Annotated in this window: 18 protein-coding genes; 8 read left to right on the top strand and 10 right to left on the bottom strand. The window is 33.7% G+C overall.

Annotated elements, in window-relative coordinates:
- Window positions 1-73: 73 nt before the first annotated feature.
- The 9 genes from ACRHNM_RS07310 to ACRHNM_RS07270 form a co-directional block, all read right to left on the bottom strand.
- Complete coding sequence (locus ACRHNM_RS07310) at window positions 74-469, bottom strand: hypothetical protein (protein ID WP_431135161.1); 396 nt, start codon at window positions 467-469, stop codon at window positions 74-76.
- 28 nt (window positions 470-497) lie between these two features.
- Complete coding sequence (locus ACRHNM_RS07305; RefSeq protein WP_431135159.1) at window positions 498-1,280, bottom strand: ABC transporter permease; 783 nt, start codon at window positions 1,278-1,280, stop codon at window positions 498-500.
- Window positions 1,273-1,980: an ABC transporter ATP-binding protein gene (locus ACRHNM_RS07300; RefSeq protein ID WP_431135157.1), complete on the bottom strand. Its 708-nt coding sequence runs from the start codon at window positions 1,978-1,980 to the stop codon at window positions 1,273-1,275. Before ACRHNM_RS07300 ends, ACRHNM_RS07305 begins: the two co-directional genes overlap by 8 nt.
- Complete coding sequence (locus ACRHNM_RS07295; RefSeq protein ID WP_431135155.1) at window positions 1,974-3,209, bottom strand: nitrous oxide reductase family maturation protein NosD; 1,236 nt, start codon at window positions 3,207-3,209, stop codon at window positions 1,974-1,976. The genes ACRHNM_RS07300 and ACRHNM_RS07295 overlap by 7 nt, the downstream gene beginning before the upstream one ends.
- A gap of 4 nt (window positions 3,210-3,213) precedes the next feature.
- Entirely contained in the window at window positions 3,214-3,651 is a 438-nt protein-coding gene (locus ACRHNM_RS07290) for a nitrous oxide reductase accessory protein NosL (protein ID WP_431135153.1), read from the bottom strand.
- 42 nt (window positions 3,652-3,693) lie between these two features.
- On the bottom strand, window positions 3,694-4,284 hold the full coding sequence (locus ACRHNM_RS07285) for a hypothetical protein (RefSeq protein WP_431135151.1): 591 nt from the start codon (window positions 4,282-4,284) through the stop codon (window positions 3,694-3,696).
- A gap of 117 nt (window positions 4,285-4,401) precedes the next feature.
- Window positions 4,402-6,372, bottom strand: coding sequence for a Sec-dependent nitrous-oxide reductase (gene nosZ, locus ACRHNM_RS07280; protein WP_431135149.1), 1,971 nt, complete (start codon window positions 6,370-6,372; stop codon window positions 4,402-4,404).
- Window positions 6,373-6,399: 27 nt separating this feature from the next.
- The gene (locus tag ACRHNM_RS07275) at window positions 6,400-6,981 is read right to left on the bottom strand and encodes a fasciclin domain-containing protein (RefSeq protein WP_431135147.1); all 582 of its coding nucleotides are present in this window, start codon (window positions 6,979-6,981) and stop codon (window positions 6,400-6,402) included.
- 9 nt (window positions 6,982-6,990) lie between these two features.
- Window positions 6,991-7,491, bottom strand: coding sequence for a cytochrome c (locus tag ACRHNM_RS07270; protein ID WP_431135145.1), 501 nt, complete (start codon window positions 7,489-7,491; stop codon window positions 6,991-6,993).
- 211 nt (window positions 7,492-7,702) lie between these two features.
- On the opposite strand from ACRHNM_RS07270, the gene ACRHNM_RS07265 reads away from it, so the two are divergent.
- Entirely contained in the window at window positions 7,703-10,909 is a 3,207-nt protein-coding gene (locus ACRHNM_RS07265) for a VPS10 domain-containing protein (protein ID WP_431135143.1), read from the top strand.
- A 48-nt stretch (window positions 10,910-10,957) separates the two neighbouring features.
- Here the strand turns inward: ACRHNM_RS07265 and ACRHNM_RS07260 are convergent, their stop codons facing one another.
- Window positions 10,958-11,635, bottom strand: a complete 678-nt coding sequence (locus ACRHNM_RS07260) for a Crp/Fnr family transcriptional regulator (RefSeq protein ID WP_431135647.1) — start codon at window positions 11,633-11,635, stop codon at window positions 10,958-10,960.
- A 107-nt stretch (window positions 11,636-11,742) separates the two neighbouring features.
- Here ACRHNM_RS07260 and ACRHNM_RS07255 point away from each other — a divergent pair, with 107 nt between their 5' ends.
- The 7 genes from ACRHNM_RS07255 to ccoG all read left to right on the top strand — a co-directional run bounded on the left by ACRHNM_RS07255 (window position 11,743) and on the right by ccoG (window position 20,577).
- Complete coding sequence (locus ACRHNM_RS07255; RefSeq protein ID WP_431135141.1) at window positions 11,743-14,121, top strand: heavy metal translocating P-type ATPase; 2,379 nt, start codon at window positions 11,743-11,745, stop codon at window positions 14,119-14,121.
- Window positions 14,118-15,482 carry an oxygen-independent coproporphyrinogen III oxidase gene (hemN, locus tag ACRHNM_RS07250; protein WP_431135139.1) on the top strand — a complete coding sequence of 455 codons (1,365 nt, stop codon included), beginning with the start codon at window positions 14,118-14,120 and terminating at the stop codon, window positions 15,480-15,482. Before ACRHNM_RS07255 ends, hemN begins: the two co-directional genes overlap by 4 nt.
- 76 nt (window positions 15,483-15,558) lie before the next feature.
- Window positions 15,559-15,747, top strand: coding sequence for a cbb3-type cytochrome oxidase assembly protein CcoS (ccoS, locus tag ACRHNM_RS07245; protein WP_431135138.1), 189 nt, complete (start codon window positions 15,559-15,561; stop codon window positions 15,745-15,747).
- A 6-nt stretch (window positions 15,748-15,753) separates the two neighbouring features.
- Window positions 15,754-17,943, top strand: coding sequence for a cytochrome-c oxidase, cbb3-type subunit I (ccoN, locus tag ACRHNM_RS07240; protein WP_431135136.1), 2,190 nt, complete (start codon window positions 15,754-15,756; stop codon window positions 17,941-17,943).
- A gap of 6 nt (window positions 17,944-17,949) precedes the next feature.
- Window positions 17,950-18,135, top strand: coding sequence for a CcoQ/FixQ family Cbb3-type cytochrome c oxidase assembly chaperone (locus ACRHNM_RS07235; RefSeq protein ID WP_431135134.1), 186 nt, complete (start codon window positions 17,950-17,952; stop codon window positions 18,133-18,135).
- Window positions 18,132-19,100: a cbb3-type cytochrome c oxidase N-terminal domain-containing protein gene (locus ACRHNM_RS07230; RefSeq protein WP_431135132.1), complete on the top strand. Its 969-nt coding sequence runs from the start codon at window positions 18,132-18,134 to the stop codon at window positions 19,098-19,100. Before ACRHNM_RS07235 ends, ACRHNM_RS07230 begins: the two co-directional genes overlap by 4 nt.
- A 52-nt stretch (window positions 19,101-19,152) precedes the next feature.
- Window positions 19,153-20,577, top strand: coding sequence for a cytochrome c oxidase accessory protein CcoG (gene ccoG, locus ACRHNM_RS07225; protein ID WP_431135131.1), 1,425 nt, complete (start codon window positions 19,153-19,155; stop codon window positions 20,575-20,577).
- The last annotated feature ends 212 nt before the right edge of the window (window positions 20,578-20,789 follow it).

Raw genomic sequence — 20,789 nt, 5'->3', positions numbered from 1 at the left:
AAACCGCCTTGCTCACTTGAAAATTCAAGTAAGAATTTGAGAAAAATCTAATTGATTTTTTTTATTTAAAAAATTAACAAATGTTTGGTGGAGGTGTATCTATTTCGAGATACATTTTGATTAGTTTTTGCACATTACTAATCGATTTTTGTTTTTGAGATTGAAACTCTAAACTGGGTGTATTAACTTCATTAATATCTGAAATAAAAAACGCATCTAATACTAATTGTTTAGTTTGCTGAAATGGTATATCAGAATGTGAAGTGGTATTACTTTCTGATAATTCTTTACGTAATTGGCATTTACCATTACAGCCTTTTTGTGCTTCCTTTTGAACACATAAGGTTTTAGCAATAAACTCTTGGTTGATTACAAAATCTCCAATAATAGCCAGTGTATTTATATTATGTGCAAATAATATAAACACTAAAACATAAGATGTTATTTTCCTGGCTATTAGTGGTATCATTTTGTTATATGTTTATGATAAAACATAATTAAAAATCTTTCTTTTTCGACTTAAATACAATTCTCAAAACAGGTAAAACTACCCAAATTGTTAACATCACAAAAGAGACTATGAGTCCGAAATTTGTACCGAAAAATTGTTTAAAAACTGCTCCTGTGTATCCTAATAGAGCTGAAATATCTAATTTTAACAGAATAAGCGTTCGAGACAGATCTATTGGGTTCATCATGGTACCAATTAAAGACAGTTTATCTAGCGGATAATCTTCAAACATTATTAAAGTCATTAAGAATAAACCATCATAAATAACCGCTAGTACCAGCCATAATAAAATTGCATAACCAAAACCTTTTATTTTATTCTCATTAGACAGGGCAATATTAAAAGCTAAAGCCGTAAAAATTAAGGTCAAAAATGTTCCGGTAATCAGTAACAATGAAAAATCCCAAATCGCACTACTCTCAAACAGTCCATAAAACACAAATGGAATTCCAAGTCCGAGAACCAAACTAATAGAGAGCGATAAAGCCACACCTAAATATTGTCCGAGAAATATAGAAGACCGTTTTAAAGGTTGTGCTAAAAGCAACTCTGTAAATTCCTTAGAATTATAATAATACATCACACCAAAAATGGTTCCTATTAATGGTACCAAAACAATAATAACATTCATTAAGGTAATGACAGCTTTCGACAAGTCGTTGTTTAGAAACAGGAGTACAATACCCAATAATAAATAGAATGCAAAATAGACGTAACTCCAACGACTACGCATTAAATCGAAAAAACTATATTTTAATATTTTAAGCATGGTTGTCGGTTAATATAGACGCAATAGCATGTTCAAAATCTGGCTGATTGGTCTTGGTTCTTAATTCTGAAATTGTTCCTCTAAAGTAGATTTTACCTTCTAGCAAAAAGACAATCTCATCTGAAACTTCTTCTACAAAGCTCATAATGTGTGACGTGATTAAAATCGTTTTTCCTTTAGCTTTTTCAGCTTGAATTAAATCTTTTAATCGTATGAGCGAAATTGGATCCAATCCTGTAGTTGGTTCGTCTAAAATAATTAACGGACTATTAAACATAAAGGTTAAAACGATATTCACTTTTTGTTTAGTTCCTCCAGAAAGGTTTCCTAACTTTTTATCTAAAAACGGTTCTAATCTAAAAAGTTCGATTAAGCGACTCTCTTCATTGGTATATTGACGCAAATCTTTAATCATTTTAATCAACTCTTTCACTTTTAGATTACTAGGAAAATTTGCAATCTGTGGCAAGTAATCAATTTTGTGTCGATACTCTGAGTTTTTCTTAATGTTTTCTCCCAACACATGAATTACGCCTTTATCAGGTATTACCATGCCGAGAATGGACTTGATTAATGTTGTTTTTCCAGATCCATTCGGACCAAGGACAGCGAAAATTCCGCCTTCATTTATAGTTAGATCTAAACCACTTAACACATGGTTTTTTCCAAATTTTTTATGTAAACCTTCAATACTTACCATTTGACTTGTTTTGTTAGTGGATTATTATCCAATAGGTTATCTGGTGTAAACACAGGTGAAACTTTTTCAGAAAAATCAATAATATCGATAAACATGCTGCGTAATAAAATGATGGTTTCTGGTGTTCTGTTTACGATGTACGAAAACAATTTAACAGGTCTGTAAGGCACATCTCCAACACCATCTTTATCTAAATCGTAACCTGTATAACTGCTCCAGTAATTTCTATCAAATTTATTATCGTTAATCTTACTGTTATAGGCAATATCAAAAGAATTATATAAAAAATTGTTTTCAATAAATGAATTGGTATAACAAGCACCTTTCACTTTAATTGCCCAGCCATTATTTTTGAAATTATTGTGTTTATAAATGATTCGGTTAGAGCCTTCAATGTTAATTCCTATTGTATTTTCTTCAAATGTATTGCCTATGATTTCAGCATCATTAATCTCCTTTAGCAACATTCCGTATGAAGCAGTTCCCCAATTTTCTTTGAATGTATTATTGTACATTTTAATTTTTTTAGAAAACATGACTGCAACACCAGCTCCATTATTTTCAAAAATATTATCCTGGTAAGTATCGTCATTTGAAAACATAAAATGTAAACCATAGCGTACATTTAATGCACTAACATTATTTTTAATAAGACAATCGTCTGAAAACTCTAAATAAATACCATCACGTACATGTTCAACATAATTATGTTCAATTTCAATATGGTTACTATACCATAATTGTATTCCGTTTCCTGAGTTATATTCTTCAACAGCATCTCCTATAACTTTATTATGAAATACTTTTCCGTAGCTTGATTTTTCGATATATATTCCGAAGAACAACTTTTCTAACACCAAATTCTTAATCACAAAATGCTTGCTTTTTCTAACACGAATAGCAGCATAGTCTTCAGTGTAGCTTGTACCAACATTAATGATAAATAACCCATCAACCGTTACATGATCTGATATAATTGTGATGATCTCTCCTTTGAGCTCACCATCAATTACCGGATAGTTTTTACCAATAATCGTTAAGGGTTTATTGACCAGAATATTGTGCTCTTTATACGTTCCTTTTTTAACAAAAATTGTATCGAAGTCTTTAGCCTGACTAATAGCTTCTTTTAATGTAGAAACAGGACAACTTTTACAAACCTCAATTTGTAATGCATAACAAGAACCAGTCAATAAAATGACAGACAAAAATGTTAATATTGTTTTCATACTACTAGTCTTTAAAATGTGCCAGTAGTTCATTCCAGTTATATAGTGTACCTCCTTTTTCCGCTTGCATTTTTTCAGCATCTGCTTTCGATTTAAAAGCTGATAGAAAAGCGCCCATTGGACTCGGAATATTTTCACTTATTAAGAATGTGGCTTTTGTAGCATCGATTAACGATTCAGGCGTCATGTAGTCATTTGATAAGTACAATGCTATTTCTGAAGTATCAAACTCATCCATAAAATTGATCATACATTCGGTAGCATCAAACTTATAGACTTTTCCTTTTTGAGTTACTATTTCAGCAGCATGGACTTTATCAACGATGGTCATTTTACAGAAATGACAACCATCATGACCATAATCGATGGGTTTTGGTGATACATTACAGCTATAGATAAGCAGTAGCAATGCTAAGATTGAATAGTGTTTTAGTGTTTGCATGATTTTAGTGTTTTAGTGTTTTGTTTTTTTTTGCTACATAGTCTAAGACGTTTTATAATTTTTCTTTCCAATGATATAGGCTACAAATCCTGCGATAATGCCTAAAGTTAAAAATAATGCACCTAATTGTGGATATGAATGTGCTCTAAAGTTTAAAATATCTTTGCTACCAAAAAGTGGTGGTTGAAATCCCATTTGTGTACCATCTGGATTGGTAAATTTCATAATCGCTTTAGGATCTAGGTTATGACCATAATCATGTTCCCATAAATAAAAGTCATACATACCTGCTGCACTTAAAACCATCATTAAAATAAACCATCCTAAAAACCATTTATAATTGCCCTTAAAAGCAATTAAAAGACCTATGACGCTAGTTATGATAATTCCCAAAGGAAATATTTTAAACTCAGGAATAGCCTCTGGTATGTATTTCATCCCAACATAATGATTCATCAAGTTGATGTTTTTGATGTCATGCGGATTGGCATCTGCAAAATCATTGATATGAATATACATTCCCAAAGGAGTAGGATATTGTGGTGCTTCTAAAGTAATTTTCCATAGTGGAAAGAGAAATAATCCTAAAGGTAGAATTGCTGCGAGCAACATGATGATATTTGACTTTTTCATCTTAATTTTATTTAGTGATTTTAGTGTTTTAGTTTTAAAAAGAAAGGCGAGAGCGAAAAATTGACTCTCGCCTTTTTATAGGAAAATAAACACTAAAACAAAATTTCCCTAGATTGTTTACTCAATATCTTCTCCGAGTGACCATTTTAATGGTGTATCACTATTTGCAGGAGATACTCTTATATAACCTTGCATTTCTTGGTGTAATGCTGAACAGAAATCTGTACAGTAAAATGGCCAGACACCAACTTTAGTAGGCTCCCAAACTGAAGTTTTAGTTTGTCCTGGCATAATTAATAACTCTGAAGTATTTTGACCTAAGACCGCAAAACCATGAGGCACATCAAAATCTTGCTCTAAGTTTGTTACATGGAAATACACCTTATCTCCAACTTTAATACCTTCAATATTATCTGGTGAGAAGTGACTTCTAATAGTTGTCATATAAATATGTACTTCATTACCTTCTCTTACCACTTTAGAGTCTGCATCAGAAAAAGCTGCATAAGGGTGTTTGTTATCCTCTAAATTGTAAATCTTTTGAGAACGTTCTTTAATAAGATCTGCTCGCATTGCTGCTGCATAGTGAGGTTCTCCGTGTGTAGGAAAATCTAGAAGCAACTCCATTTTATCTCCAGAAATATCATATAACTGTGCAGAGTGTTCTAATTCTGGACCTGTTGGTAAGTAACGGTCTTTTGTGATTTTGTTCATTGCAAACATATATTTACCTTGAGGTTTTCTGGAGTTTCCTCCAGGAATGGTTAAGTGACCAACAGAGTAATATGTAGGTTGTCTGTCTAAAACTTCCCATGTACCTAGTTTCCATTTTACAACTTCAGAAGAGATAAAGAATGTTGTATAAGCATTTCCTTGATCATCAAATTCAGTATGTAAAGGTCCTAAACCTGGTTGTTCTACTGAACCTGCTAAAACATCTTCAAATTTTAAAACAGGAATACCATATGCTTCACCATCAAATTTTTCATTTTCGATAGCATCTAACATTTTTGTAAAAGAGTGAACCGTTAAATTAGCAGATAACTTTCCGTTACCTACGATATACTCTCCTGAAGGATCAACATCACAACCATGTGGTGATTTTGGTGTTGGTAATAAAAATACAGCTCCAGGAACTTCAGATGGTTTTACCACACGTACTTCTTTTTTCATGGTAGACGTAGCAGAGTGTGTTGCTTCATCATAAACATTATGAGCATATTCAGCAGGCATCATAGTACCTCCACCATTATTAACATACTCTTCAATTTTTTTCCAGTTTACAGCTGCGATAAAATCTTTATCGTTTTGAGATGCATTAACTTCTAAAAGTGTGCTTGCTTCCTCTGTGTTATAAGTTGTAAAGAAAAACCAGCCATGAGATTTTCCACGTCCTGGATGCGATAAATCATAATTAAATCCTGGCATAAGTACTTGGAATTTTATATCCATATGACCATGTTCTGGTTCTACACTAATAAAAGACAAAGCACCTTGAAAATTTCCTTTATAATCCTTAATTGGCATATCTCGTTGTGGAACTGGCACAGAAAAACGTGTACCTGCAACCACATATTCAGTGTTTTCAGTTACAAAAGAAGAACTGTGATTACCAGCACTATTTGGTACTTCAATAATTTCAGTCGTTTCAAATGTTTTTAAATCAATTTTAGCGATTCTAGGCGTGTTATTTTCATTGATAAAAATAAAACGTCCGTCAATTTCTCCATTAGTTTGTGAAATGTCTGGATGGTGAGAATCTCCCCAAGGTATAAATCCGTGAGACGTATTTAACATTGGTTTTGTTTCTTCTGAATAGCCATATCCAGAAGTTGGAAATTGTGAGAAAACAGGAATTTCTTTAAACATTCTTCCTGAAGGTAATCCATAAACAGTTAAATTACCACTATATCCTCCAGAGATAAAAGCATAAAACTCATCGTGTTCACCTGGTGCAACATATACTTTTTCAGCGACATTACTTGCCAATGCTCCCGATTTATTGTTTGTTGTTTTTGAATTATTACAACTTGTAAATGCTGCAAAAACAGCTACTATTGCAATAGTTGATTTTAATATATTTTTCATTAGTTTATAAATTTAAATTAGTGTTTTTTATTCTTCTGTTGGTGGCAACAAAACTTTGTCTACCACGTGTACAATACCATTACCAGCTTTTACACTTCCAAGTATCTTAGCACCTCCAATCATAGGCTCTCCATCCACAACCTCTACCATAACATATTGATTATTTGCTTGACCTAACTTTTTGAATTTCGTTAAAAACTCTTTTGAATAATTTCCCGGAGTTACATGATACTTCAAAATATTAGCCAATGCATCTTTGTTTTCAGGTTTTAGTAAATTTTCAACTGTTCCTTCTGGCAAAGCTGCAAACGCTTCATTAGTTGGAGCAAAAACCATTAAAGGTCCAGCATTCACTAATGCGTTTTCAAGACTAGCTGCTTGTACAGCTGCCACTAAAGTAGTATGGTCTTTTGACCCAATTGCGATGCTTAATACTGTTGGTTTTCCTTCATCATCTTCGATAAAGGCTTGTCCTTTTTTTTCGTTTGAAACAGATTCAGTTTCTGAAACTGTAGTATTCGTTGAGGCATCTTCTTTGCTTTCATTTTTACACGAGCATATAAATGTCATAAGTGCAAAAACTAACATGATTGTTTTGGTTGTTTTCATAATATGTTTTTATAATGTTCTAAAATATTCTAATACAGATCTAGCTTCTTCCTCAGTAAGGTTTTGATTTGCCATTGGTGAACCATTAAATTCCATTAATAATTCTTTTGCTAATGGATCATTTTTAACCATTCCTTCTGGATCTAAAATCATATTCATTACCCATTCTGGAGTTCTACGCTCCAAAATTCCTGTTGGAGGTGGTCCAATAAATTTCTTATCTGTTCTATGGCAAGCAGTACACATTTTCTTAAAAACTTCTCCTCCTTCAGCTGCCATTTTCTGATCAATTTCAGCATCTAATGTTACAGATGTAATAGGCCCAACACCTTTATTGGTTAAGTCTACTTTTTTTGATGGTGGTGTTGCTGCTTCCTTCGGAGTTTCTGTTTTCGCAGGAGCTTCTTTTCTACCATAAGAGATAGGTTCTTTTTTCTTTTCTTCTTTGCCTCCACAACTCATTAGTAGTGTTACAAATAATACAGTCATAAGTTTTAGTGTTGTTTTCATTTTTTTTAAATTTTATTCCACAAAAGTATGCATCAAAAAACACAATAAATATGATAATTATCATATTTCGGATAAAAACATCTTATTTAAAATTTCAGAGAACAATATATTAGTAAATTTGTTAAATATTTTCAAAGGTTTGCCTGTAAAATCATAAGCCAACAACTTTTGATTATCTTTATGCAACTTTAAAAAACGTTAATTTTTACACATGAAAAAAACTGTTCTCTTTTTGTTACTTCTGGTACCCTTTTCTCTTTTTTCTCAGAAATTATCCATGGATTTAGTAAAAAATATAAAACCACGCAATATTGGTCCTGGTGGAATGTCTGGTCGTGTTACAGCTATTGATGTTGTTCACAATAATACAGACATCCTGTATGTTGGTACAGCTTCTGGAGGCTTATGGAAATCGACATCAGGTGGCATCAATTGGAATCCTATTTTTGACAATCAAGTAACGGCTTCTATTGGTGCTGTTGCCATACAGCAGTCTAATCCTAGTGTGATTTGGGTTGGAACTGGTGAAGGCAATCCTAGAAATAGTTTAAATGGTGGCTACGGAATTTATAAATCTCTTGATGCTGGTAAAACTTGGCATTTAATGGGACTTGAAAAAACACGACACATTCATCGTGTCATTATAGATCCAACAAATCCAAATACGGTTTATGTCGCGGCAATTGGATCTCCTTGGGGAGAACATCCTGAGCGAGGTGTCTTTAAAACCACTGATGGAGGTGTAACCTGGAACAAAATATTGTTCGCGAATAACAAAACTGGTGCTGCCGATTTAGTAATGGATCCTACAAATCCGAATAAATTAATTGCAGCTCTGTGGGAACACAAACGTGATCCTTGGTTTTTTAAATCTGGTGGTGAGGGTTCTGCACTACACATCACACATGATGGTGGAAACACATGGAAAAAAATCACCGAACAAGAAGGGTTTCCTGATGGAGAATTAGGTCGTATTGGCGTCGCTATTGCTGCTCATAAACCAAATATAGTTTATGCTTTAGTTGAAGCTAAAAAAAATGCCCTTTACAAAAGTGAAGATGGTGGCTTCAACTGGAAAAAAATAAATGATAAAAGCGATATTGGGAATCGTCCGTTTTATTATTCTGAAATTTACGTAGATCCGAAAAATGAGAATCGTGTATACTCCATTTATACCTATGTAAATGTTTCTGAAGATGGTGGAAAAAACTTTACACAGCTGATGCCTGCTTATGGTGTTAGCAATGGTGTTCATCCAGATCATCATGCTTGGTGGATTCATCCTGACAACGGAAATTTTATGATTGATGGTAATGATGGTGGGATGAATATCACTAAAGATGGTGGCAAAAACTGGCGTTTTATTGGTAATTTACCTGTGGCTCAATTCTATCACATCAATGTTGATAACGAAATTCCTTATAATGTTTATGGAGGCATGCAAGATAATGGTTCATGGAGAGGACCTGCTTATGTTTGGAGAGATCAAGGGATTAGAAATAGCTATTGGCAGGAAATTAGTTTTGGTGATGGCTTTGATGTGGTTCCAGATAAAGACAACTCTCGCTATGGCTGGTCTATGAGTCAGCAAGGTTATGTGAGCCGATACGATTGGCAAACTGGAAATAATTATACGGTAAGACCAATCCATCCTGATCCTGACGTAGAATTACGTTTTAACTGGAATTCAGCAATTAATATTGATCCGTTCGATAATAACACACTCTACTTCGGAAGTCAGTTTGTTCATAAATCAACTGATAAAGGAGAAACATGGACAGTCATTTCAGATGATTTAACTACCAATGATCCTGAAAAATTAAAACAAAACGAAAGTGGTGGCTTAACTATGGATGCAACTGGAGCTGAAAATCATTGTTCTATTTTAGTTATTGAACCTTCTTCAGTAGAACAGAACATGTTTTGGGTTGGTACTGATGATGGCAAAGTACATTACACTCAAAATGGTGGACAAACCTATACAGATGTCACCAAAAACATTAAAGGTTTACCAGCTGGAAGCTGGATTCCACAAATTAAAGCTTCTAACAAAAATAAAGGTGAAGCACTTTTAATTGCTAACGATTACAGACGCTTCAACTATACTCCTTATGCCTACCGAACCAAAGATTATGGTAAAACATGGCAACGCATTGTTGATGCTACTGATGTAGAAAGCTATACTTTATCAATCATAGAAGATCCTATTGAGAAAAACTTAATGTTTTTAGGAACAGATGATGGTTTATATGTTTCTATAGATGCTGGAAATACATGGACAAAATGGACCCAAGGTTTTCCAACAGTATCTGTAAAAGACTTAGTAATTCATCCCAGAGAACACGATTTAATCATAGGAACTTTTGGACGTGCTGCCTGGGTTTTAGATGATATTCGTCCACTGAGAGAAATGGCTAAAAACAAACAAATTGTAAATCAGAAATTAGAATTATTTACACCTCCTACAGCGTATCAGGCAGCTTACCAGCAACCAACAGGAAGTCGGTTTGGTGCAGATGCTATGTACCATGGCGAAAATAGAAGCAATGGAGCTGTGTTTTCATATTATGTAAAAATAGATGAAAAGAAAAAAGACGATAAAACAGAAAATGATGAAGATGAGTCAGAAAATGACGATATGAAAGATGAAACAAAAGTAAAGTGGGATTCGCTAACTATGCAGATTTATGATGGCGAGCGTTTAATGAGAACATTGAAAAGAAAGGCTCCAGATTCTACAGGTATTTACAAATGGTCATGGAACATGGATGAAGCAGGTGCTTCCAGACCATCAAGAATGATTAGAAAACAAACTAGAGAGCCTAGTGGTGTATCTGTAAAACCTGGCACTTATAAAGCCGTTTTGCATTTTGGAGATCAAACTTCCGAAGAAATGATAATGGTTAAATCAGATCCAAGATTAGAAATCTCACCAAGCAATATAAATGAAGTTTACAATGCTTCTAAAAGACTTGAAAAGATGCAGCAAACTATTGCTGATGCTGTTAAGCAATTAGTAGAAAGCAAAGAGATCGCTAATAAGTATAAAAGCGATTTAAGCAATCTCAATAAAGAAACTTATAAAGGTGAAATCAAAGCGTCTAAGGACATCATTAAAGAGATAGATGCACTTATTGATATATACCTTGGAAAACAAGATGATCGTCAAGGTATTACCAATACGTCAGTAGTTTCTGTTTCAGATCGATTAGGAGCTGCAGATTGGTATGTAAGCTCTAGACAAAATGGATTAACAGCAACAGAAAATACATTACTTAAACAAGCAGAACATGCTACAAATGGTGCACTGGAAGAAACGAATTTATTTTTTAAGGACTCGTGGAAACAATATCAAACCAAAATGGCAACAATTCAAACAAATCCGTTTAAGGAAATTAGTACTTTTAAACTAGATTAATCAAGACTTCAATTAAATAAAAAAAGCTCTAAAGAATTAGGGCTTTTTTTATTCTATACGTCTTAAGCCTTCAATATCTTCTATTTTTATTTGTTTGCCTTTCGTGGAAATCATACCTTCTTTTTTAAATTGTGAAAGTATTCTAATTGCAGACTCAGTAGCTGTTCCAACAATACTTGCATAGTCTTCTCGTGAAAGTGTAATAGACAAAAAGCCATTTTCATCAACACCAAAATGCTCATTCATATAAAGTAACACATCTGCCAATCTATTCTTAACAGACTTTTGAGCCATGTCCACTATAATATTGTCAGACTCTTTTAAATCGTGAGCCATTTGCTGTAACATATCCAATGTGAACTTTGGATTATTTTCAAGATCATTCATAATCTCACTCTTAGGGATAAAACAAACTTCCATATCATTGAGTGCAACAGCACTTAAATTTGCCGACTCCTCTCCTATTAAAGATCGTTGTCCTAACAAATCACCTTTGACTACTAATTTTACAATCTGATCTTTACCATTCGCACTTAATTTTGATAATTTGCAAACACCATCTTTAACACAAAACACGCCATTAACAGTCTCTCCTTCTTCAAAAATAACCTCTCCTTTTTTAACCATTCTGGATGTTTTACATCCAGAAATCCTGACCAATTCCTCTCTAGTTAAGGCTTTAAGAGAATTAAACTGCCTAATAATGCATTGCTCGCATTTGCTCATACCTAAAAAAATCTTTAAATTCAAAAGTACTAAAAACATGATAAAAATCATAGTTTAAAAGAACCTCTTTTTCAACCTTTGCCTCAGGTATAAATGAGCATATAATTATGGGACAAACAACTTGTTTCCACTGTGGTGATGATTGCAAAACAACACCAATAGCATTTGATGATAAAAATTTCTGTTGTAACGGTTGCAAAACTGTTTATGAAATTTTTTCAGAAAACGACTTAACGTGTTATTATGATTTAGAATCATCTCCTGGAGCTATTCCTAAAGAAATAGAAGGAAAATACGATTTTCTTTCTCAGGAAAATATAATTGAAAAACTAACGGAGTTTAATGATGGAAGCACACAAATTACGACCTTGTACATACCTCATATTCATTGTAGTTCCTGCATCTGGATTTTAGAAAACCTCAACAAGTTAAATCCACATATCACCTCATCACAAGTCAATTTTGGTAAGAAAACCATTCGCGTAACTTATAAATCTAAATACTGCTCGTTGAAAGAGGTCGTATTACTTTTAAGTTCTATCGGTTACGAACCATACATTTCATTAGACGATTTTAAAACAGGAACACAACATATAAACCGAAGCCTTATTTATAAATTAGGTATTGCTGGTTTTGCTTTTGGGAACGTCATGTTTTTGTCATTTCCTGAATATTTTGAAGTTGGTGAATTTTGGTTAGAACAATACAAACATCTCTTTCGCTGGCTCATGTTTGCTTTTTCTATTCCTGTGGTTTTTTATGCTGGAAGTGATTATTTTGTTTCAGCATATAAAGGATTACGCTCTAATTTATTAAATATCGATGTGCCTATTGCTTTAGGTATCGCTGTTTTATTTATACGAAGTACCGTTGAAATTATATTCGACTTAGGGTCTGGTTTTTTTGACAGTCTAACAGGATTGGTATTCTTTTTATTACTCGGAAAATTCTTCCAGCAAAAAACCTATACCTTTTTATCGTTTGAACGGGATTACAAATCCTATTTTCCAATAGCAATCACAAAACTAAATGCAAATGGTGAAGAAACACCAATACAGGTTTACGACATTGAAAAAGGAGACCGCTTATTAATTAGAAACGAAGAATTAATTCCTGTAGATGGTATTCTTATTAACGGAAAAGCAAAAATCGATTACAGCTTTGTAACTGGTGAATCTGAAACCGTTAGTAAAATCTCTGGAGATAAATTATATGCTGGTGGCAAACAAACCTCTGGTGTTATTGAAATGGAGGCCATCAAATCGGTTGAGCAAAGTTACCTCACTCAATTGTGGAGTAATGATGTATTCAGTAAAAATAAAGAAGATGGCTTTACGACCTTAACCAATGCCATTAGCAAGCGTTTTACATACATTATATTGAGCATTGCTGTTATTGCCACTACTTTCTGGTTATTTACTGATGCTTCTAAAGCCATGAATGTGTTTACGGCTGTACTCATCATTGCTTGTCCGTGTGCGATCGCCTTATCTGCTCCATTTACCTTTGGTAATTTGCTTCGCATCTTTGGAAAGTTAAAATTCTATGTCAAAAATGCTTCTGTTATTGAGCAATTAGCAGCAATAAATACGATTATTTTTGACAAAACTGGAACGATAACCTCTAATAAAAGCAGTTCGGCCAATTACGATGGGATTGCGTTAACACCTTCCGAAGAACTACTCCTAAAGAATACACTTCGCGGTTCTAACCATCCATTAAGCCGAACTTTATATGATATATTAGACGAACATAATATTGTTACATTAAATCACTTTGAAGAACATCTTGGTAAAGGCATTGAAGCAACACATAACAATGAACACATTAAAATCGGTTCTGCAAGTTTTGTTGGTGCTCAAGAATCGTCTGTGCTGAATACAACCGTACATATCAGCACAAATAATCAATATAAAGGAAAATATACGTTTTATAATAGCTACAGAAAAGGTCTGTCTAAACTATTCAACAAATTAAAAAAACAATATGACTTGGTCATCCTTTCTGGTGATAATGAAGGTGAATTTGAAAATTTAAAGAAACTTTTGCCTTCAAAAACAAAATTAATATTTAATCAAAAGCCAGATGACAAACTGGAATACATTAAATACCACCAAACTGAAGGCGCAAAAGTACTTATGATTGGTGACGGACTCAATGATGCTGGAGCATTAGCACAAAGTAATGTTGGTATTGCCCTTTCTGAAAATGTAAATGTCTTCTCTCCTGCTTGTGATGCTATTTTAGATGCTTCAAAATTTAACCAGCTGTACAAATTCATAAAAGCTTCAAAACGTGCTATTACCATTATAAAATGGAGTTTTGCATTATCATTTATTTATAATATCATCGGACTCTATTTTGCAGTCACTGGTCAGTTAGCTCCAGTTGTAGCAGCTATTTTAATGCCTTTAAGTTCTATAAGTATCGTCGTATTTACAACCATTGCCACAAATATTGTTGGTAGAAAATTATCAAAATCATGAACACATCTTTAATTCAAAAATATAACATTCCAGGTCCAAGATATACGAGTTATCCAACAGTTCCGTTTTGGGATGAGGCTCAATTTACTAAGAATAAATGGCTGGAAACTTTTAAAACCTCATTTGAAGAAAGTAATACTGAACAAGGTATAAGCCTATATATTCATCTTCCGTTTTGTGAAAGTTTATGTACGTTTTGTGCGTGTCATAAACACATTACAAAGCGACATTCTATGGAAGACAATTACATCGATATGGTGTTAAAAGAATGGCAATTATATGTTGATTTGATGTCAACAAAACCCATCATAAAAGAAATCCATTTGGGAGGTGGAACGCCAACTTTCTTTTCAAGTGATAATTTGAGTAAACTAATTAATGGTTTATTAGAACCTTCAGAATTGCATAATGATTATGAGTTTAGCTTTGAAGGACATCCAAATAACACCACAAAAGAGCATCTTCAAACACTTTATAATTTAGGGTTTACAAGAGTTAGTTTTGGAATACAGGATTACGATGCAACCGTTCAGAAAGCCATTCATCGTATCCAGTCTTTTGAACAGGTTCAAAAAGTAACGGAATGGTCAAGAGCAATAGGCTATACATCTATAAGTCATGATTTAATTTTCGGATTGCCTTTTCAAACTATAAAAACCATGACCGAAAGTATTACTAAAACAAAACTGTTGCGTCCTGATCGAATTTCATTTTACAGTTATGCACATGTGCCTTGGGTAAAAGGTGTTGGTCAGCGTGGTTTTAATGAAGATGATTTACCAAAAGGAGATGAAAAAAGAGCTTTATATGAAACTGGAAAGCAACTTCTTACAGATTTAGGCTATGAAGAAATTGGCATGGATCATTTTGCATTAAAAACAGATCATCTCTATAAAGCTACTATAAATAAAACCTTACACAGAAATTTTATGGGTTATACTGCCAATACAACGCAACTGATGATAGGCTTAGGTATGTCTGCCATAAGTGACAGTTGGTATGGTTTTGCTCAAAATGTTAAAACCGTAAAGGAGTATGAATCTATAGTTGCTTCTGGAGAAATTCCTGTTTTTAGAGGTCATATTTTAACAGAAGAAGATTTGGTAATCAGACAACATATCCTTAATATTATGTGTCATTTAGAAACCTCATGGGAAAATAAAAATCTTAGATTTTCAAAAATTGACATTGTTTTAGAAGCTTTGAGAGAAGCTCAAAAAGATGGTTTAATTATTGTCGATAAAGAGTCTTTAAAAGTTCCTGAAGAGGCTAAACCATTTATTAGAAATATATGCATGGGATTTGATGTAAGACTTCACGAAAGTCGACCAGAAACTCAAGTATTTTCGATGACCATTTAATTTTTTTTAAACATGACATTTATCATGTTCTATGAACAAAAACGAACGTAATTTTGAATCATAACTTCTATTAGGTATGAGTGTTATATATATTTTATTGAGTATCAGCATTATTGTAGCTGTTGTGTTTTTTATAGCTTTTATTTCGGCAGTAAAAAGCGGACAATATGATGATAGCTATACACCTTCTGTTAGAATGCTTTTTGAAGACGAACTCGTTAAAGAGCAACCAAAACCATCTATTAAACAAAAAAAGACTAATTAAATTATTATGGAAGTCCAACAGTTTCATTACGATAACAAAATCGTCAAAAATTTCCTCTATGCAACAATGCTTTGGGGAGTTGTAGGAATGTTAGTGGGTTTACTACTCGCATTTATGTTTTTATTCCCAAATTTAACCGATGGCATTTCATGGCTAAGTTTTGGTCGTCTTAGACCTTTACATACCAATGCGGTTATTTTTGCCTTTGTAGGTAATGCTATTTTTGCTGGTGTGTACTACTCATCACAACGTTTGCTAAAAGCTAGAATGTTTAGCGACCTTTTAAGTAAAATTAATTTTTGGGGTTGGCAATTAATTATTGTTGGAGCCGCATTAACACTTCCTTTAGGATATACAACCTCTAAAGAATATGCCGAATTAGAATGGCCTATTGACATTGCGATTGCTGTTATTTGGGTTGTTTTTGGCTGGAACTTAATAGGAACACTTCTTAGAAGAAGACAGCGTCATTTGTATGTCGCAATTTGGTTTTATCTGGCCACATTTGTAACTGTTGCCGTACTTCATATTTTTAATAGTTTAGAAGTCCCTGTAAGCGGATTGAAAAGCTATTCTGTGTATGCAGGTGTTCAAGATGCGCTAGTACAATGGTGGTATGGTCATAATGCCGTTGCATTTTTCTTAACCACACCATTCTTAGGGTTAATGTATTACTTTGTACCAAAAGCAGCTAATAGACCTGTATATTCATACCGCTTATCTATTGTGCACTTCTGGTCGTTAATATTCATATACATATGGGCTGGACCTCACCATTTACTGTACACAGCTTTACCAGAATGGGCTCAAAATTTAGGTGTTGCTTTTTCTGTCATGTTACTGATGCCTTCTTGGGGAGGAATGATTAACGGACTTCTAACACTTCGTGGTGCTTGGGATAAAGTACGTACAGATCCTGTTCTCAAATTTATGGTGGTAGCGATTACTGGTTATGGTATGGCGACTTTTGAAGGACCAATGTTGTCACTTAAAAACGTAAACGCCATTGCTCACTTTACAGATTGGATTATTGCTCACGTTCACGTTGGAGCCTTAGCTTGGAATGGATTCCTTGCTTTTGGTATGATCTATTATTTAATTCCTCGTTTAGTAAAAACAAAATTACATTCTACAGCCTTAGCTAATCTTCACTTTTGGATAGGTACACTTGGTATCATTATGTACGCCTTACCAATGTATGTTGCTGGATTTACACAAGCAAGTATGTGGAAACAATTCAATCCAGATGGAACATTAGTATACGGTAACTTCTTAGAAACAGTTTCTGAAATCATTCCAATGTACTGGATGCGTGCTATTGGTGGTACTTTATACATAACAGGTATGCTAATTTTAGTATATAACATAATTGTAACTATTAGAAAAGGTAGTCCTGTTACTGATGAATTAGCTGAAGCTCCAGCATTACAAAACGTATCTAAAAAACGTGTGGCTGGTGAAGGATGGCATACCTGGTTAGAACGTAAGCCTATTAAATTAACCATTTATGCAACTATAGCAATTTTAATTGGTGGTATTGTACAAATTGTACCAACCATCATGGTTAAATCCAATATCCCAACTATTAGTAGTGTAAAACCATATTCTCCTTTAGAACTTGAAGGTAGAGATATTTATATAAGAGAAGGCTGTGTAAGTTGTCACTCTCAAATGGTAAGACCATTTAGAAGTGAGGTTGAACGCTATGGTGAATATTCTAAAGCAGGAGAATTTGTGTATGACCATCCATTCCTTTGGGGAAGTAAACGTACTGGACCAGATTTACATCGTGTAGGTGGAAAGTATTCAGATAACTGGCATCTTAATCACATGTATGATCCACAAAGTACGTCATCGGGTTCTATCATGCCAGCTTACCAATGGTTAGTTAAAAATGAACTTGATAAATCTTTAACCGAAGCTAAAATGGAAGCCATGGTTACCCTTGGTGTTCCTTATACTGAAGATGATATTGCCAATGCACAGCAATCTATGTTAGAGCAAGGTACTCAAATCGAAAAAAACCTGTATTCAGATCCAGACTTTGCAGCAACCTATGAAGCCGACAAACAAGCTGGTGGTCAAGATTTCGTAGAAATGCGTAATCGTGAAATTGTTGCAGTCATTGCATACTTACAGCGATTAGGTACAGATATTAAAGTCAAAGATGCTGAAGTCACATCAACTCAAAACTAAATTATCATGCTAAAATTTGTAAAAAACCATATGGAAAGCATTACAGGAATAGAAATCTACCCCTTAATCTCCTTACTTATATTTTTCAGTTTTTTCGTCGTCCTTTTCTGGTGGGTTATTACTGCAAAAAAAGACTATATTAACAAGGTGAGTAGCCTTCCTTTAGACAACCAAAACACTACAGAATTATGAGAAATTCAATTCCTTCTTGGATAAGAGTACCTGTCGTATTCTTTTTGATAATGGGTATCGTAGAATACACAATTGATTCTGGTGATAAGCCAGCATTTATTGAAAAACCAATGGTACTATTATTCTTACTATTAGTATTATTAATCATTATTGCTATTGAAGCTATTGTGTCTTCAATTAACAACGTGCTATACCAAAGTTTAGATGAAGAGGCTAAAGCACGTTTTAATGCTCAGAAAACAAATACTCCTAAAATTGTAAAATGGGTTTCTGAGACTTACAACAAGTTATTGGGTAGCAAACCTATGGAAGAAGAACATGAAATTATCTTAGACCATAATTACGATGGTATTAAAGAGCTAGATAATAATCTTCCACCATGGTGGCTGTACGGATTTTATGCCAGTATCATTTTTGGAGCTGTTTATCTGGTACGTTTCCATGTGTTCAATGGTGAAAATCAATATGAAGAACTTGAAGCCACTTTAGCAGAAGCAAAGATTGAAATTGAAGAATACAAGAAAACCGCCAAAGACTTGGTAGATTTTAATACTGTTGAAGTTTTAACTGATGCTGGTGATATTAAGGCTGGAAAAGCGATATATGAAGTGAATTGTGTAGCGTGTCATAAAGCCGATGGTGGAGGTGGTATTGGTCCAAACCTAACCGATAAACATTGGATTCTAGGTGGTGGTATTAAAAATGTCTTTAAAACCATCTCTGAAGGTGGTCGTGATGGTAAAGGTATGATTGCCTGGAAACAAAGTTTGAAACCTTCCGAAATGGCTCAAGTAGCAAGTTATGTACTTCAATTTGGAGGCACAACTCCAGCTGAACCCAAAGAACCTGAAGGTGATATTTGGGTTTCTGAAGATGCTCCAGCTGAAGATATCCCAACGGAAGCTATGGAGATTAAAACAAACTCTACCATTGAGGTTGAAACGCCTGAATTAAAAGAAGATTGATATTTATTGACTTTACAGATTAATTTCTGCTGAGCCTCAAAACAAAACTGTCATGAACACACCTGAAAACGAAACATTCAGAGATTCTATTGGAACTATCAATGAAGATGGAAAACGTGCCTGGGTTTTTCCTAAAAAACCTAGTGGGTGGTACTATGAAAAGCGTAAAATAGTAAGTTATGTACTATTAGCATTTTTATTTGCAGCTCCTTTTATTAAGGTTAATGGCAATCAGTTTTTAATGTTTAATGTATTAGAGCGACGCTTTAATATTTTCGGATTTCCGTTTTGGCCTCAGGATTTTCATTTGTTTGTAATTTCAATGTTAATTGGTGTGATTTTCATCACCTTATTTACAGTAGGATTCGGACGTATTTTCTGTGGATGGATTTGTCCGCAAACCATATTCATGGAAATGGTATTCAGACGCATAGAATACTGGATTGATGGTGATAGAAATAAACAACGAAAGTTACAGCGACAAAAATGGGATGCTGAAAAAATTAGAAAACGGGTTTTAAAATGGTTTATTTTTTTAGTGATTTCCTTTTTAATCGCCAACATTTTTTTAGCCTATCTGATTGGAAGTGACAAACTGATAAAATACATTACTGATGGACCTTTTGAGCATTTAGGAACCCTGTTTCCATTGCTTATTTTTACCGCAGTATTCTATTTTGTATTTGCCTGGTTTAGAGAACAAGTTTGTATCATTGCTTGTCCGTATGGTCGATTACAAGGTGTGCTTTTAGATAACAAATCTATAGTAGTTGCTTATGATCACAAACGTGGTGAAGCTGAAAATGGCAGAAAAAAGTTTAGAAAAAATGAAGACCGAGAAGCACTGGGTTATGGTGATTGTATCGATTGTTTACAATGCGTACATGTTTGCCCTACTGGAATAGACATTAGAAATGGCACACAGTTAGAATGTGTGAACTGTACAGCGTGTATTGATGAATGTGATCACATTATGGAAAGTATTAATCTTCCTAAAGGATTGATTAGATATGCCAGTGAAGAGAATATTGAAAAGAAAAAGAAATTTGAATTTTCACCTAGATTAAAAGGATACACAGCAGTTTTAGTTATTTTGATTGGTGTCTTAATTGGCATGTTGTTATTACGAAATGATGTTGAAGCCAGAGTATTACGATTACCAGGACAACTTTATGAACATAAAGGAGAAACCATTATCAGTAATGTATTTACGTACAAACTCATCAATAAAACCAACGAAAAGATTGAAGATGTTAATTTTAAGTTACGCAAGTACAAAGGTAAAATCAAGTTGGTTTCTAATACAGGAGAAGTTGAAGTTCCCGAACAAGGATTAGCAGAAGGGACTTTGTTTATTGAAATTGATAAAAGTGAACTTAAAGGCGATAAAAACAAATTAATGATTGAAGTGTACAGTGGTGAAGAACTCATTGAAACAACAACAGTTAATTTTTTAGGTCCTAGAAGTTATAATTAATAACAAAAAAGGATTAGAGATAAGAGATTAGTAAGTTTATGCCTTACAAGTTTTGCCTTTTTACTTCTAATTCTAAATCGCATTAAGGATTGAGGTATTGTTGAAGCTCTTTTATGTTGCAACTTGAAGTTTGCTCGAGAAAAAATATATGTATTTCACGTTAACTCATAAAGCAAGCTAAAAAGATTAAAAAATAAAAAGCGACTACCGAA

The sequence above is a fragment of the Psychroserpens mesophilus genome (assembly GCF_050617655.1).
In the GTDB taxonomy this organism is placed as follows: Bacteria; Bacteroidota; Bacteroidia; order Flavobacteriales; family Flavobacteriaceae; genus Psychroserpens; species Psychroserpens mesophilus_A.
This window is presented reverse-complemented; position numbering and strand designations above follow the sequence as displayed.